The organism is Streptomyces sp. NPDC044044 (genome assembly GCF_056434405.1).
Map to the genome: position 1 here is coordinate 802,500 of NZ_JBWKFG010000002.1, position 14,353 is coordinate 816,852.

Here is a 14,353-nt window from a genome sequence, read left to right on the forward strand (position 1 = left end):
CCATCCTTCGCTTCGGTCTTCGAGCCTCAAGTCTGCCGCACAAGACCGGTGCCGCTCGCAAGGAACCACCGGAAGCCACCCTCAGGGGCGTCAGTGGCAGAGCTTCGCCTCGTGCTCCGCGTGGCCGACCGGCTCCAGCTGGAAGGTGCAGTGCTCGACGTCGAAGTGGTCGCCCAGGCATCCCTGCAGCTCGTGCAGCATCTTCTCGTGGCCGATCGCGTTCAGCGTCTCGGTGCTGACGACCACGTGTGCGGAGAGGACCGGCATCCCCGAAGTGATGGTCCAGGCGTGCAGGTCGTGGACGTCCTCGACGCCCGGCAGATCCAGTATGTGCGAGCGGACCTCGGCCATGTCGACGCCCTTCGGGGCGGACTCCAGGAGCACGTTCAGGGTCTCCCGGAGCAGCTTCACCGTACGCGGGACGATCATGAGGCCGATGACGAGCGAGGCGATCGGGTCCGCCGCCTGCCAGCCCGTGGTCAGGATCAGGACCGCCGCGACGATCACCGCCAGGGAGCCGAGCGCGTCGGCCATGACCTCCAGGAAGGCGCCGCGTACGTTCAGGCTGTCCTTCTGGCCGCGCATCAGGAGCGACAGCGAGATCATGTTCGCCACCAGGCCGACGACGCCGAAGACGATGGTCAGTCCGCCCTCGGTCTCGGCGGGCGTGATGAACCGCTGGATCGCCTCGTACAGGACGTAGCCGCCGACGCCGAGCAGCAGGAGGCAGTTGGCGAGCGCGGCGAGGATCTCGGCGCGGGCGTAGCCGAAGGTGCGGTTCTCCGTCGCCGGGCGGTTCGCGAACTGGATCGCGAGCAGCGCCATGCCCAGGCCGAGGGCGTCCGTCGCCATGTGCGTCGCGTCCGCGATGAGCGCGAGCGAATCCGCCATGATGCCGCCGACGATCTCGACCACCATGACGGTGACCGTGATCGAGAGCGCGATGCGCAGCCGCCCCCGGTACGCGGCCGTCGCGGTCCCCCCGTGTGTGTGTCCGTGGTCGTGCCCAGCCCCCATGGAAGCCGCCTCCGTGTGATCGGTATCGGTCTTCTGTTCCCCGGTCGTGCGTCTGTCGCGATCACAGTGAACTACGGGTGGGGGGTATCCGGCAACACGGCACTGAACACCGTTGTCATATGCTCTGACCTGCGGAAATGACCGCAGGTCAGAGCGTTGGCCGGTGCTGAGGCACTCAGGCGCGGCGTGCCTCGGGGTGGTGGAGGCACCAGCCCTCCCACGCGGATTCGACCATCTCGCGTACCCCGCGCCTGGCCTTGAAGCCAAGCTCCTTCGCGGCGAGGCCCGCGTCCGCGACGGCGCGCGGGGCGTCGCCCTCGCGCCGCGGCTCGACGAGCGCCGGGCGGCGGTCGCCGGAGACCTCGCCGATGAGCGTGACGAGTTCGCGTACGGAAACGCCGTCGCCACGGCCGATGTTCACCGTCAGGTCGCCCTCGGGGTGCGCCTGGACGCGGCGGGCCGCCGCGAGGTGCGCGTCGGCGAGGTCGGCGACATGGATGTAGTCACGGACGCACGTGCCGTCCGGGGTCGGGTGGTCGTCGCCGAAGATCCGCGGCGCCTCGTCGCGGGTGAGCCGGTCGAAGACCATCGGGATCACGTTGTAGACCCCGGTGTCCGCGAGCTCGGGCGACGCGCTGCCCGCCACATTGAAGTAGCGCAAGCACACGGTCGCGATGCCGTGCGCCCGCCCGGCGGCCCGCACCAGCCACTCCCCGGCGAGCTTCGTCTCGCCGTAGGGGTTGATCGGCACGCAGGGGGTGTTCTCCGCCACCAGGTCCACGTCGGGCGGGTTCCCGTACACCGCGGCCGATGAGGAGAAGACGAACCGCTTGATCCCGGCGTCGGCCACCGCTTCGAGCAGCGTCACCAGGCCGCCGACGTTCTCCCGGTAGTAGCGCAGCGGCTGCTCCACGGACTCGCCGACCTGCTTGCGCGCCGCGAGATGCACCACACCCGTCACGCCGTGCTCGGCGAAGACCCTCCGCAACAGCTCACCGTCGAGCGATGAGCCCCTGATGAGAGGGATGTCCGCGGGGAGCCGCTCAGGCACCCCGGACGACACGTCGTCCAGGACGACGACCCGCTCCCCGGCGCCGGCCATCGCCCGCGCCACATGTGCCCCGATATATCCCGCTCCACCTGTGATCATCCATGTCATGGGCGTCGACTTTATGTCGTTTGTGCCGGTCGATCGACGTGCGGTTTGTGGCTGCCGCCTCCGATCGACCATGATGATCGAGTTGGCGCAGGCTCTCGCAGTCCGTGCTTATCGGGCCGTAAACGGGCGGTGAACGCCCGCTTCCCATCATCCGATAGCCTCTGCCGACGTGCCGCCCGGCCGCTGCCGGCCTGGGGCGCCCCTCATCACGCACGTGCCCGGCGCGAGCCGCGCCGGCAATCAAGGAGTGAGTTCGTCTGTCGACCGCCATCCTGACCGGTCAGCCGGTCCCCGGGTCGCCGCTCGAAGGCGATCTGCGGTCCCTGGGGTTTGATGTCCGGGTCGCCTCCGACGCGGCGGACACCGAGACGCTGCTGAGTGCCGTCCCCGCAGGTCAGCGGGTCGCGATCGTCGACGCACGCTTCGTGGGCCACGTCCACGCGCTCCGCCTCGGCCTGACGGACCCGCGCTTCGCCGCCTCCGCCGTCCCCGGCGCCGTCACCGCGCAGCCCGAGGCCAGGGCGGACCTGACGAGCGCGCTGCGCGCCACCACCGGCTCCGGTAACGGCGGCGGCTCCGCGCTCACGGTCGAGGCGATCGCCGACCACGTGGCCGAGGCGATCGAGGCCGAGGGCCGCGCGCTCCACCGCCCCGACCTCGGCACCCTCGTCGCCACCGTGCCCAGCGACCCGCAGACGCGGAACGAGGCACGGCAGGCCGTCGCCGCCGTGGACGACGAAGCCGTACGCCTGCGGACGGCCGTCAAGTCGCGGGACGGATTCTTCACGACGTACTGCATCTCCCCTTACTCGCGCTACATCGCCCGCTGGTGCGCGCGCCGCGGCCTCACCCCGAACCAGGTCACCACCGCATCGCTGCTCGTCGCCCTGATCGCGGCGGGCTGCGCGGCCACCGGCACCCGCGCGGGATTCGTCGCGGCAGGCCTCCTGCTGCTCTTCTCCTTCGTCCTCGACTGCACGGACGGGCAGCTCGCCCGCTACTCCCTGCAGTACTCGACGCTCGGCGCCTGGCTGGACGCGACGTTCGACCGCGCCAAGGAGTACGCCTATTACGCGGGCCTCGCGCTCGGCGCGGCCCGCGGCGGCGACGACGTGTGGGCGCTCGCGCTCGGCGCGATGGTCCTGCAGACCAGCAGGCACGTCGTGGACTTCTCCTTCAACGAGGCGAACCACGACGCGACCGCCAACACCAGCCCCACCGCGGCCCTCTCGGACAAGCTCGACAGCGTCGGCTGGACTGTCTGGCTGCGCCGGATGATCGTCCTTCCGATCGGTGAGCGCTGGGCGCTGATCGCCGTGCTCACCGCTCTCACCACCCCGCGCATCACCCTGATCGTGCTGCTCATCGGCTGCGGGCTCGCCGCCTGCTACACCACGGCCGGGCGCGTCCTGCGCTCGCTGACCCGCAGGGCTACCCGCACCGACCGCGCCGCACAGGCACTCGCGGACCTCGCCGACACCGGACCGCTCGCGTCCGCCTTCGCGGCGCTCAGGCTCGGCCGCGTGTCCCTGCCCGCGCCGGTCCTCGCCTTCATCGGTGGCGCGGTCGTGGTCTGCGTGGCGGGCTTCACGTCCTACGGCAGCCCGTGGATCGTCGTCGCCGCGGTGGTCTACGTCATCACTTCGGGTCTGGCCGTCGCCCGCCCCCTCAAGGGCGCCCTCGACTGGCTGGTCCCGCCGTTCTTCCGCGCGGCCGAGTACGGCACCATCCTGCTGCTCGCCGCCAACGCGGACGTGAACGGTGCCTTGCCCGCGGCTTTCGGACTGGTGTCCGCTGTCGCCTACCATCACTACGACACGGTGTACCGCATCCGCGGCGACGCAGGCGCGCCGCCGCACTGGCTGGTGCGGGCGATCGGCGGGCACGAGGGCAGGACGCTGGTCGTCGCTCTCGCCGCCGCACTGCTCACCGACACAGATTTCACCGTCGCGCTCACGGCCCTCGCCGTGGCCGTGGCACTCGTGGTGCTCGTCGAGAGCATCCGCTACTGGGTGACCGCTCACAAGCGCGGCGCACCCGCCGTACACGATGAAGGAGAACCCGCATGATCGGCCTTGTGCTGGCGGCCGGCGCCGGACGGCGTCTTCGCCCCTACACCGACACGCTTCCCAAGGCCCTGGTGCCGGTCGACGGTGACACCACCATCCTCGACCTGACCCTCGGCAACTTTGCGGAGATCGGTCTGACCGAGGTCGCGATCATCGTCGGTTACAAGAAGGAGGCGGTCTACGACCGCAAGGCGGCGCTCGAGGAGAAGTACGGCCTCAAGCTCACGCTGATCGACAACGACAAGGCCGAGGAGTGGAACAACGCCTACTCCCTCTGGTGCGGTCGTGACGCGATCAAGCACACGGTGATCCTCGCCAACGGCGACACCGTGCACCCCGTCTCCGTCGAGAAGACGCTGCTCGCCGCCCGCGGCGAGGGCAAGAAGATCATCCTCGCCCTCGACACGGTGAAGAACCTCGCCGACGAGGAGATGAAGGTCATCGTGGACCCCGAGAAGGGCGTCCAGAAGATCACCAAGCTGATGGACCCGGCGACCGCCACCGGTGAGTACATCGGTGTCACGCTCATCGAGGGCGACGCGGCCGAGCAGCTGGCCGACGCCCTGAAGACCACCTTCGAGCGCGACCCCGACCTCTACTACGAGGACGGCTACCAGGAGCTCGTCAACCGCGGCTTCAAGATCGACGTGGAGCCGATCGGCGACGTCAAGTGGGTCGAGATCGACAACCACGACGACCTCGCCAAGGGCCGGGAGATCGCGTGCCAGTACTGACGAGGCTCATCCCCTCGCCGGTCGTCGTGGACATCCGGCCGGGGGCGCTCAACGACCTGGCCGGTGTCCTGGCCGACCAGCGGATCTGCTCGTCAACCGGCAAGCTCGCCATCGCCATCAGCGGCGGCTCCGGCGCGGTCCTTCGCCAGCGGCTCGAACCGTCGCTGCCCACCGCCGAGTGGTTCGAGGTGGGCGGTGGCACGCTCGATGACGCCATCAAGCTCGCCGACGCCATCAAGAAGGGCCGCTACGACGCGGTCGTCGGCCTCGGCGGCGGCAAGATCATCGACTGCGCCAAGTTCGCCGCCGCGCGGGTCGGCGCGCCGCTGGTCGCCGTCGCGACGAACCTGTCGCACGACGGTCTGTGCTCGCCGGTCGCCACGCTCGACAACGACGCGGGCCGCGGCTCGTACGGAGTGCCGAACCCCATCGCGGTCGTCATCGACCTCGACGTGATCCGTGAGGCCCCCGTGCGCTTCGTGCGCTCCGGCATCGGTGACGCCCTGTCCAACATCTCCGCGATCGCGGACTGGGAGCTGGCCGCACGCGAGCGCGGCGAGGACATCGACGGGCTCGCGGCCGCCATGGCGCGCCAGGCCGGCGAAGCCGTCCTGCGCCACCCCGGCGGTGTCGGCGACGACGCCTTCCTGCAGGTACTCGCCGAGGGTCTGGTCCTCACCGGCATCGCGATGTCCGTGTCGGGCGACTCCCGCCCGGCGTCCGGCGCCTGCCACGAGATCAACCACGCCTTCGACCTCCTCTTCCCCAAGCGCGCGGCGAGCCACGGCGAGCAGTGCGGCCTGGGCGCGGCCTTCGCGATGTTCCTGCGTGGGGCGCGCGAGGAGTCGCTGTACATGGTGGAGGTGCTGCGCAGGCACGGCCTCCCCGTGACGCCGGAGGAGATCGGCTTCACCGTGGACGAGTTCGTCCAGGTCGTGGAGTACGCCCCGCAGACGCGCCCCGGGCGCTACACGATCCTCGAGCACCTCAATCTGAATTCCGACCAGATCAAGGACGCATACGCCGACTATGCCAAGGCCATCGGTAGCTGAACTCCGCCCCGTCGTTCACCCCGCAGGGGTGAAGGACCGGCGCAGCGGTGAGCACTGGGCGGGACGCCTGTACATGCGAGAGATCTCGCTGCGCTGCGACCGCTACCTGGTGAACACCAGGATCACGCCCAACCAGCTCACGTATCTGATGACCGTGGCCGGCGCCCTCGCCGCCCCGGCGCTTCTGGTGCCGGGGATCACGGGCGCCGTGCTCGGCGTGATCATGGTCCAGCTGTATCTCCTGCTCGACTGCGTCGACGGCGAGATCGCACGCTGGCGCAAGCAGTACTCCATGGCCGGGGTCTACCTGGACCGGGTCGCCGCCTACCTGTGCGACGCCGCGGTCCTGGTCGGCTTCGGCCTGCGCGCCGCCGACCTGTGGGGCTCGGGCCGCATCGACTGGCTGTGGGCCTTCCTCGGCACGCTCGCCGCGCTCGGCGCCATCCTGATCAAGGCGGAGACCGACCTCGTCGGTGTCGCCCGTCACCAGCAGGGCCTGGCGCCGGTCAAGGAGTCGGCCTCCGAGCCGCGCTCCTCCGGCATGGCCCTGGCGCGCAGGGCCGCGGGCGCCCTGAAGTTCCACCGGCTCGTGCTCGGCATCGAGGCGTCCCTGCTCATCCTGGTCCTCGCGATCGTGGACTCGGTCCGGGGCGACCTGCTCTTCTCGCGGATCGGTGTCGCCGTCCTGGCCGGCATCGCGATGCTGCAGACCCTGCTGCACCTCGTGTCCATCCTCGCCTCCAGCAGGCTGAAGTGAGTGCGGCGGGGAGCCGGCCCCTGAAGGTCGGCGCGGTCATCATCACCATGGGCAACCGGCCGCAGGAGCTGCGCGCCCTGCTCGACTCGGTCGCCAAGCAGGACGGCGACCCGGTCGAGGTGGTGGTCGTCGGCAACGGCGCTCCCGTGCCCGACGTCCCTGAAGGCGTACGCACCGTCGAGCTGCCCGAGAACCTCGGCATCCCCGGCGGCCGCAACGTCGGCATCGAGGCCTTCGGCCCCGGCGGCACCGACGTCGACGTGCTCCTCTTCCTCGACGACGACGGCCTCCTGGCGAACACGGACACGGCCCAGCTGTGCCGCGAGGCCTTCGAGGCCGACCCGAAGCTCGGCATCATCAGCTTCCGCATCGCCGACCCGGACACCGGCGAGACCCAGCGCCGCCACGTCCCGCGTCTGCGCGCGGCGGACCCGATGCGCTCATCGCGCGTGACGACCTTCCTCGGCGGCGCCAATGCCGTCCGTACACAGGTCATGGCCGAGGTCGGCGGTCTGCCCGACGAGTTCTTCTACGCCCACGAGGAGACCGACCTCGCCTGGCGTGCGCTGAACGCGGGCTGGATGATCGACTACCGCGCCGACATGGTGCTCTTCCACCCCACGACCGCCCCGTCCCGGCACGCGGTCTACCACCGGATGGTCGCGCGCAACCGGGTCTGGCTCGCACGCCGCAATCTGCCCGCGCTCCTGGTGCCGGTCTACCTTGGTGTGTGGATGCTCCTGACCCTGGCCAGGAAGCCTTCGGGCCCCGCGCTCAAGGCCTGGTTCGGCGGGTTCAAGGAGGGCTGGACGACGCCCTGCGGACCTCGCCGGCCGATGAGGTGGCGTACGGTGTGGCGCCTGACCCGACTGGGCCGACCTCCTGTCATCTGACAAGCTCGGGTCTGAGAACATCTGGGCCATACCCCGGTCCCTGGCCCACGCCTACGCCCGACCGGCTGCGCATCTGAAGACGAAAGTTTCCACTCGTGAGTGAGACAACGCATGACGGCGGAGTCGCGGTGACCGCGCCTCCGTCGCCCGATGACGGGCTCTCCCGGGCCGATCTCGCCGCCAAGTACGGTCTGACCGTCAGCGGCGCACGGCCCGGACTTTTCGAGTACGTCCACCAGCTCTGGGGACGGCGCCACTTCATCCTCGCCTTCTCGCAGGCGAAGCTGACCGCCCAGTACAGCCAGGCCAAGCTCGGCCAGCTGTGGCAGGTGGCGACGCCGCTCCTGAACGCCGCGGTCTACTTCTTCATCTTCGGACTGCTGCTGGGCGCCAGGGAGGGCATTCCTCACCACATCTACGTGCCGTTCCTGGTGACCGGTGTCTTCGTCTTCACGTTCACGCAGAGCTCCGTCATGGCGGGTGTGCGGGCGATCTCCGGCAACCTCGGCCTGGTCAGGGCCCTGCACTTCCCGCGCGCCTCACTGCCGATCTCCTTCGCGCTCCAGCAGCTCCAGCAGCTGCTGTTCTCGATGATCGTGCTCGTCATCATCATGTGTGCGTTCGGGATCTTCCCCGACTGGTCCTGGTTCCTGGTCCTGCCCGCACTGCTCCTGCAGTTCGTGTTCAACATGGGCCTGGCGCTGATCTTCGCCCGGATGGGCAGCAAGACCCCCGACCTGGCGCAGCTGATGCCGTTCGTGATGCGGACCTGGATGTACGCCTCGGGCGTCATGTTCAGCATCCCCGCGATGCTCGCGACCAAGGAGAGCGTGCCCAGCTGGATCGGGGACGTGCTCCAGTGGAACCCGGCCGCCGTCTACATGGACCTGATCCGCTTCGCCATGATCGACGACTACGGCTCGTCGTACCTGCCGGAGCACGTGTGGTTCATCGCCGCCGGCTGGGCGGTCCTGTTCGGCGTGGTCGGCTTCGTGTACTTCTGGAAGGCTGAGGAGCGATACGGCCGTGGCTGACGACAACAGCGCAGACAAGCCCGACAAGACGCACATCCCCACCGTCATCGCCGACGAGCTGCACATCGTCTACCGCGTCAACGGCGCGAAGACGGGCAAGGGCAGCGCCACGTCCGCGCTGAGCCGCATCATCAGGCGCGGCGAGGAGCGTGGCGTACGCAAGGTGCACGCCGTGCGCGGCGTCAGCTTCACCTCCTACCGCGGCGAGGCCATCGGCCTGATCGGCTCGAACGGCTCCGGCAAGTCGACCCTGCTCCGCGCCATCGCGGGCCTGCTGCCCGCGGAGAAGGGCAAGGTCTACACCGACGGCCAGCCCTCGCTGCTCGGCGTGAACGCGGCCCTGATGAACGACCTCACCGGCGAGCGGAACGTCATACTCGGCGGGCTCGCGATGGGCATGACGCGCGAGCAGATCAGGGAGCGCTACCAGGACATCGTCGACTTCTCGGGGATCAACGAGAAGGGCGACTTCATCACGCTCCCCATGCGTACGTACTCCTCCGGCATGGCCGCCCGCCTGCGCTTTTCCATCGCCGCCGCCAAGGATCACGACGTACTGATGATCGACGAGGCGCTCGCGACCGGCGACCGGAAGTTCCAGAAGCGCTCCGAGGCCCGCATCCGTGAGCTGCGCAAGGAGGCCGGCACGGTCTTCCTCGTCAGTCACAACAACAAGTCCATCCGTGACACCTGTGACCGCGTGCTGTGGCTCGAACGCGGTGAGCTGCGCATGGACGGGCCGACGGACGAGGTCATCAAGGAGTACGAGAAGTTCACGGGCAAGTAGTCCGCCCGTACGTCCGAATGTGTCAGGGCCCCACCGGAGTCAACCCGGTGGGGCCCTGCTGCGTCCTGAGTCTTCGACTGCCCCGGTGCTACCTCAAGTCCCTCTGGCCCAGGGAAGATTGACGCCAATCGGTGTGTTGTTGTGATGCGCGGAACACCCCGACGATGCAGGCTGCGTTGTACAACGTAAGCTGTACCGGTGCTGATTCGCGGCAAGTGGGGCGATATCGCGCGGCGCCCCGGCTCATGACTCGGTCCGCCTCGCGGAGTGCCGGGCGGCGTGTCCGAAATAGGATGTATTGGGTCGGCAGTGTAGAACGGGAGATGTGACGGCAATGGCTACGGATGATCTCCAGCTACGCGACGCATCCGCCGTCCTCGCGAAGGCCGCGGACGAGAACTTCCCGGTGGCGCCCTTCTTCCTGCCCCGCGCCTGGCGCGACGACCTCATGGCCGTGTACGGCTACGCCCGTCTGGTGGATGACATCGGCGACGGCGACCTGGCCCCCGGAGGCGCCGACGCCCGGTATCTCGGGGTGGACCCCGAGGCCGCCGGTGACCGCATCGCCCTTCTCGACGCCTTCGAGGCCGATCTGCACCGGGTCTTCGACGCCACACCGCGGCACCCCCTGATGCGGGCGCTCCAGCCCACCGTGCGCCGCTGCGGCCTCACACCCGAGCCCTTTCTCGGCCTGATCGCGGCCAACCGCCAGGACCAGCTCGTCGCGCGCTACGAGACGTACGACGACCTCCTCGCCTACTGCGAGCTGTCCGCGAACCCCGTGGGCCGGCTCGTCCTCGGCATCACCGGCACCGCGACCCCGGAGCGGATCCGCCGCTCGGACGCGGTGTGCACCGCCCTCCAGATCGTCGAGCACCTGCAGGACGTCGCCGAGGACCTGGGGCGGGACCGCATCTACCTGCCGGCGAAGGACATGAAGCGGTTTCATGTCCAGGAGCGGGACCTGGCCGCACCGACAGCAGGCGCGTCGGTGCGCGCACTGGTTGCATATGAAGCAGAACGCGCCCGCTGCCTCCTGTATGAAGGCACCCCCCTGGTGGGTAGCGTCCACGGCAGGCTGAAGGTGCTGCTTGCGGGCTTCGTGGCTGGGGGGAGGGCGGCGGTTCATGGGATCGCCGCCGCCGGATACGACGTACTTCCTGGACCGCCGAAACCCACCAAGGCGCGATTGCTGCGCGAGGTGGGGGCGGTTCTGCGAGGAGAGGGGTGAGCCGGACCGTGGAGTCAGGCCCGAACGTGTCCGCGCCGGTACTCGCCGCATACAGCTATTGCGAGGCCGTGACCGGACAGCAGGCACGCAATTTCGCGTACGGCATCAGGCTGCTGCCGATGCCCAAGCGCCGCGCGATGTCGGCGCTCTACGCCCTCTCCAGGCGCGTGGACGACATCGGCGACGGCACGCTCGCGCCGGACGTCAAGGCCGAGCGCCTCGACGAGACCCGGGCGCTGCTCGCCCGGATCCGCAAGGGCGAGGTGGACGAGGACGACACCGACCCCGTGGCGGTCGCACTCGCGCATGCCGCGACGTACTTCCCCATCCCGCTCGGCGGGCTCGACGAGCTGATCGACGGTGTCCTGATGGACGTCCGCGGTGAGACGTACGAGACGTGGGAGGACCTCAAGGTCTACTGCCGGTGCGTGGCGGGGGCCATCGGGCGGCTCTCCCTGGGCGTGTTCGGCACGGAGCGGGGGGCGCTGAACGCCGAGCGCGCGCCGGAGTATGCCGACACGCTCGGCCTCGCGCTCCAACTCACCAACATCCTCCGTGACGTTCGCGAGGACGCGGAGGGCGGGCGCACCTACCTGCCCGCCGACGACCTCGCCAAGTTCGGCTGCTCCGCCGGGTTCTCGGGCCCGCAGCCGCCCGCCGGTTCCGACTTCGCCGGGCTCGTGCACTTCGAGGTGCGCAGGGCGCGGGCGCTGTTCGCCGAGGGGTACCGCCTGCTGCCGATGCTCGACCGGCGCAGCGGGGCCTGTGTCGCCGCCATGGCGGGCATCTACCGGCGGCTTCTCGACCGCATCGAGCGCGAGCCGGAGGCGGTCCTGCGCGGTCGCGTCTCGCTGCCGGGCCATGAAAAGGCGTATGTCGCCGTGCGCGGTCTCTCCGGTCTCGACGCACGCACCATCTCCCGACAGACCGTCAGGAGGCGTACGTGATGGGCATCCGCGGCGAATGCGCCGAACGTAGGGCAACCTCCTCCAACCGGTGGGCAACCCTCCGCTCCGCCCCGGCGTCCCAGACTGCAACGGCCGAGGGGGAGAGAGCATGAGCGACGACGACATGCGGTCGGCTGAGGACGCCGACGGCCATGCGGGCCGGGGGGCCGCCGTGGTGGTCGGCGGAGGGCTCGCCGGCATCACCGCGGCGCTGTCCCTCGCCGACGCGGGGCTGCGCGTGACGCTGCTCGAAGGACGGCCGCGCCTGGGCGGGCTCGCCTTCTCCTTCAAGCGCGGCGAGCTGACCGTGGACAACGGCCAGCACGTCTATCTGCGCTGCTGCACCGCCTACCGCTGGTTCCTCGACCGCGTCGACGGCGCCGCCCTCGCGCCCTTGCAGGAACGTCTCGACGTGCCGGTACTCGACGCCGACCGGAACAGGCTCGGCCGTCTGCGCCGCACCGCGCTGCCCGTGCCGCTGCACCTGGCGGCGAGCCTCGCCACGTATCCGCACCTGTCGCTCGCGGAGCGCGCCAACGTGGGGCGCGCCGCGCTCGCCCTCAAGGGGCTCGACCCGACCGACCCCAAGCTGGACGGCCAGGACTTCGGCAGCTGGCTCGCCGCGCACGGTCAGTCGGCGCGCGCCGTCGAGGCCCTGTGGGACCTGGTCGGCGTGGCCACGCTGAACGCCGTCGCGGGGGACTCGTCGCTGGGTCTTGCCGCGATGGTGTTCAAGACCGGGCTGCTCTCGGAAGCCGGCGCCGCCGACATCGGCTGGGCGCGCGTGCCCCTCGGTGATCTCCATGACACGCTCGCCCGCAAGGCGCTCGACTCCGCGGGCGTGCGAACCGAACTGAGGACACGAGTCACCTCCATCTCCCGTACTCAGAACGGGGGTTGGAAGGTCGAAGTTCCCGGCGAGGAATTCGATGCCGACACCGTCGTGCTCGCGGTGCCGCAGCACGAGACCCACGACCTGCTCCCGGAGGGTGTCCTCGACGAGCCCGACCGGCTGCTCGACATCGACACCGCGCCGATCCTCAACATCCACGTCGTGTACGACCGCAAGGTGCTCAAGCGGCCCTTCTTCGCGGCCATCGGCTCGCCGGTGCAGTGGGTCTTCGACCGCACCGATGCCTCCGGACTCACCGAAGGGCAGTACCTCGCGCTGTCCCAGTCCGCCGCCCAGGACGAGATCGACGCGCCCGTCGCCGCGCTGCGCGAGCGCTATCTGCCGGAGCTTGAGCGGCTGCTGCCCGCGGCGCACGGCGCCGAGGTGAGGGACTTCTTCGTGACTCGGGAGCGCACGGCCACGTTCGCGCCGACTCCCGGTGTGGGCCGGCTGCGGCCCGGTGCTCGCACCAAGGCTCCCGGCCTGTACCTGGCCGGGGCGTGGACCGCCACCGGGTGGCCCGCGACCATGGAGAGCGCCGTCCGCAGCGGCATCAGTGCCGCCGACGCAGCTCTCCGTGCACTCGACCGCCCCCGTGACCACCTCTTCGACGTCGAGGAGGCCGCGTGATGCTCGACCTTCTGGGGTCAGGTCCCCAGAAATCCAGCACCGGAACAAGAGGAGAGACTGTGCCGACTGTGCCCTCGGCCGAATCGGCTGCCGACACGGTGGACGTGACCTCACTGCTCGAGCGGGGAAGGACGCTGGCCACCCCGGTGCTGCGGTCCGCCGTGGACCGCCTCGCGCCGCCCATGGACACCGTCGCCGCCTACCACTTCGGCTGGATCGACGCCGAGGGCAACCCGTCGGACGGCGACGGCGGCAAGGCCGTGCGCCCCGCGCTCGCCCTGCTCTCCGCGGAGGCCGCGGGCGCCGCCCCGGAGGTCGGCGTACCGGGAGCTGTCGCCGTCGAACTGGTGCACAACTTCTCGTTGCTGCACGACGACCTGATGGACGGCGACGAACAGCGCCGCCACCGCGACACGGTGTGGAAGGTGCACGGCCCGGCCCAGGCCATCCTCGTCGGCGACGCACTCTTCGCGCTCGCCAACGAGATCCTCCTGGAGATCGGCACCGTCGAGGCGGGCCGCGCCACGCGCCGCCTGACCACCGCGACCCGCGCCCTGATCGACGGCCAGGCGCAGGACATCTCCTACGAGCACCGCGAGCGGGTCACCGTCGAGGAGTGCCTGGAGATGGAGGGCAACAAGACCGGCGCCCTGCTCGCCTGCGCGGTCTCCATCGGCGCGGTCCTGGGCGGCGCGGACGACCGCACCGCCGACATCCTGGAGAAGTACGGCTACCACCTCGGCCTCGCCTTCCAGGCCGTGGACGATCTGCTCGGCATCTGGGGCGACCCGGAGGCCACCGGAAAGCAGACCTGGAGCGACCTTCGCCAGCGCAAGAAGTCACTGCCGGTCGTGGCCGCCCTCGCCGCCGGGGGGCCCGCGTCCGAGCAGCTCGGCGAGCTGCTCGCGGCCGACGCCAAGAGCAACGACTTCGACAGCTTCTCCGAGGAGGAGTTCGCCGCGCGCGCCGCCCTGATCGAGCAGGCGGGCGGCCGCGAGTGGACCGCCGAGGAGGCCCGGCGCCAGCACACCATCGCCATCGAGGCGCTTGACACCGTCCAGATGCCGGACCGGGTGCGGGCACAGCTCGTCGCGCTCGCCGACTTCGTCGTCGTACGAAAGAGATGATCACTATCGGGCAGATATGACTCG

13 protein-coding genes are annotated in these 14,353 nt (G+C 70.0%); 11 read left to right on the forward strand and 2 right to left on the reverse strand.

Features of this window, described 5'->3' with window-relative positions; genetic code table 11:
• Window positions 1-90: 90 nt before the first annotated feature.
• Together AC07AG_RS09455 and galE are read right to left on the reverse strand one after the other, a co-directional pair.
• Entirely contained in the window at window positions 91-1,017 is a 927-nt protein-coding gene (locus AC07AG_RS09455) for a cation diffusion facilitator family transporter (protein WP_478753450.1), read from the reverse strand.
• 175 nt (window positions 1,018-1,192) lie between these two features.
• A complete protein-coding gene (gene galE / locus AC07AG_RS09460) occupies window positions 1,193-2,176 on the reverse strand; it encodes a UDP-glucose 4-epimerase GalE (RefSeq protein ID WP_478753452.1) in 984 nt (327 codons plus the stop codon).
• Between the two features lie 257 nt (window positions 2,177-2,433).
• On the opposite strand from galE, the gene AC07AG_RS09465 reads away from it, so the two are divergent.
• From AC07AG_RS09465 to AC07AG_RS09515, 11 genes are all read left to right on the forward strand, one after another.
• Entirely contained in the window at window positions 2,434-4,245 is a 1,812-nt protein-coding gene (locus AC07AG_RS09465; RefSeq protein ID WP_478753965.1) for a DUF5941 domain-containing protein, read from the forward strand.
• Entirely contained in the window at window positions 4,242-4,979 is a 738-nt protein-coding gene (locus tag AC07AG_RS09470) for a phosphocholine cytidylyltransferase family protein (RefSeq protein ID WP_467690975.1), read from the forward strand. Before AC07AG_RS09465 ends, AC07AG_RS09470 begins: the two co-directional genes overlap by 4 nt.
• Window positions 4,967-6,031 (forward strand): iron-containing alcohol dehydrogenase family protein, encoded by a 1,065-nt coding sequence (locus AC07AG_RS09475; protein WP_249586470.1) that lies wholly within the window; start codon window positions 4,967-4,969, stop codon window positions 6,029-6,031. Before AC07AG_RS09470 ends, AC07AG_RS09475 begins: the two co-directional genes overlap by 13 nt.
• Entirely contained in the window at window positions 6,009-6,788 is a 780-nt protein-coding gene (locus AC07AG_RS09480; RefSeq protein WP_249586469.1) for a CDP-alcohol phosphatidyltransferase family protein, read from the forward strand. The genes AC07AG_RS09475 and AC07AG_RS09480 overlap by 23 nt, the downstream gene beginning before the upstream one ends.
• A 47-nt stretch (window positions 6,789-6,835) precedes the next feature.
• A complete protein-coding gene (locus AC07AG_RS09485) occupies window positions 6,836-7,681 on the forward strand; it encodes a glycosyltransferase family 2 protein (protein ID WP_478753967.1) in 846 nt (281 codons plus the stop codon).
• Window positions 7,682-7,776: 95 nt separating this feature from the next.
• Window positions 7,777-8,715 (forward strand): ABC transporter permease, encoded by a 939-nt coding sequence (locus tag AC07AG_RS09490; protein WP_478753455.1) that lies wholly within the window; start codon window positions 7,777-7,779, stop codon window positions 8,713-8,715.
• The gene (locus AC07AG_RS09495; protein ID WP_478753457.1) at window positions 8,708-9,502 is read left to right on the forward strand and encodes an ABC transporter ATP-binding protein; all 795 of its coding nucleotides are present in this window, start codon (window positions 8,708-8,710) and stop codon (window positions 9,500-9,502) included. Before AC07AG_RS09490 ends, AC07AG_RS09495 begins: the two co-directional genes overlap by 8 nt.
• A 334-nt stretch (window positions 9,503-9,836) precedes the next feature.
• Window positions 9,837-10,733 carry a squalene synthase HpnC gene (gene hpnC, locus AC07AG_RS09500; protein ID WP_478753459.1) on the forward strand — a complete coding sequence of 299 codons (897 nt, stop codon included), beginning with the start codon at window positions 9,837-9,839 and terminating at the stop codon, window positions 10,731-10,733.
• Window positions 10,730-11,680, forward strand: a complete 951-nt coding sequence (gene hpnD, locus AC07AG_RS09505) for a presqualene diphosphate synthase HpnD (protein WP_478753461.1) — start codon at window positions 10,730-10,732, stop codon at window positions 11,678-11,680. The genes hpnC and hpnD overlap by 4 nt, the downstream gene beginning before the upstream one ends.
• Window positions 11,681-11,789: 109 nt before the next feature.
• Window positions 11,790-13,202 (forward strand): hydroxysqualene dehydroxylase HpnE, encoded by a 1,413-nt coding sequence (hpnE, locus tag AC07AG_RS09510; RefSeq protein WP_478753463.1) that lies wholly within the window; start codon window positions 11,790-11,792, stop codon window positions 13,200-13,202.
• The gene (locus AC07AG_RS09515) at window positions 13,202-14,329 is read left to right on the forward strand and encodes a polyprenyl synthetase family protein (protein ID WP_478753465.1); all 1,128 of its coding nucleotides are present in this window, start codon (window positions 13,202-13,204) and stop codon (window positions 14,327-14,329) included. Before hpnE ends, AC07AG_RS09515 begins: the two co-directional genes overlap by 1 nt.
• Window positions 14,330-14,353 lie beyond the last annotated feature (24 nt).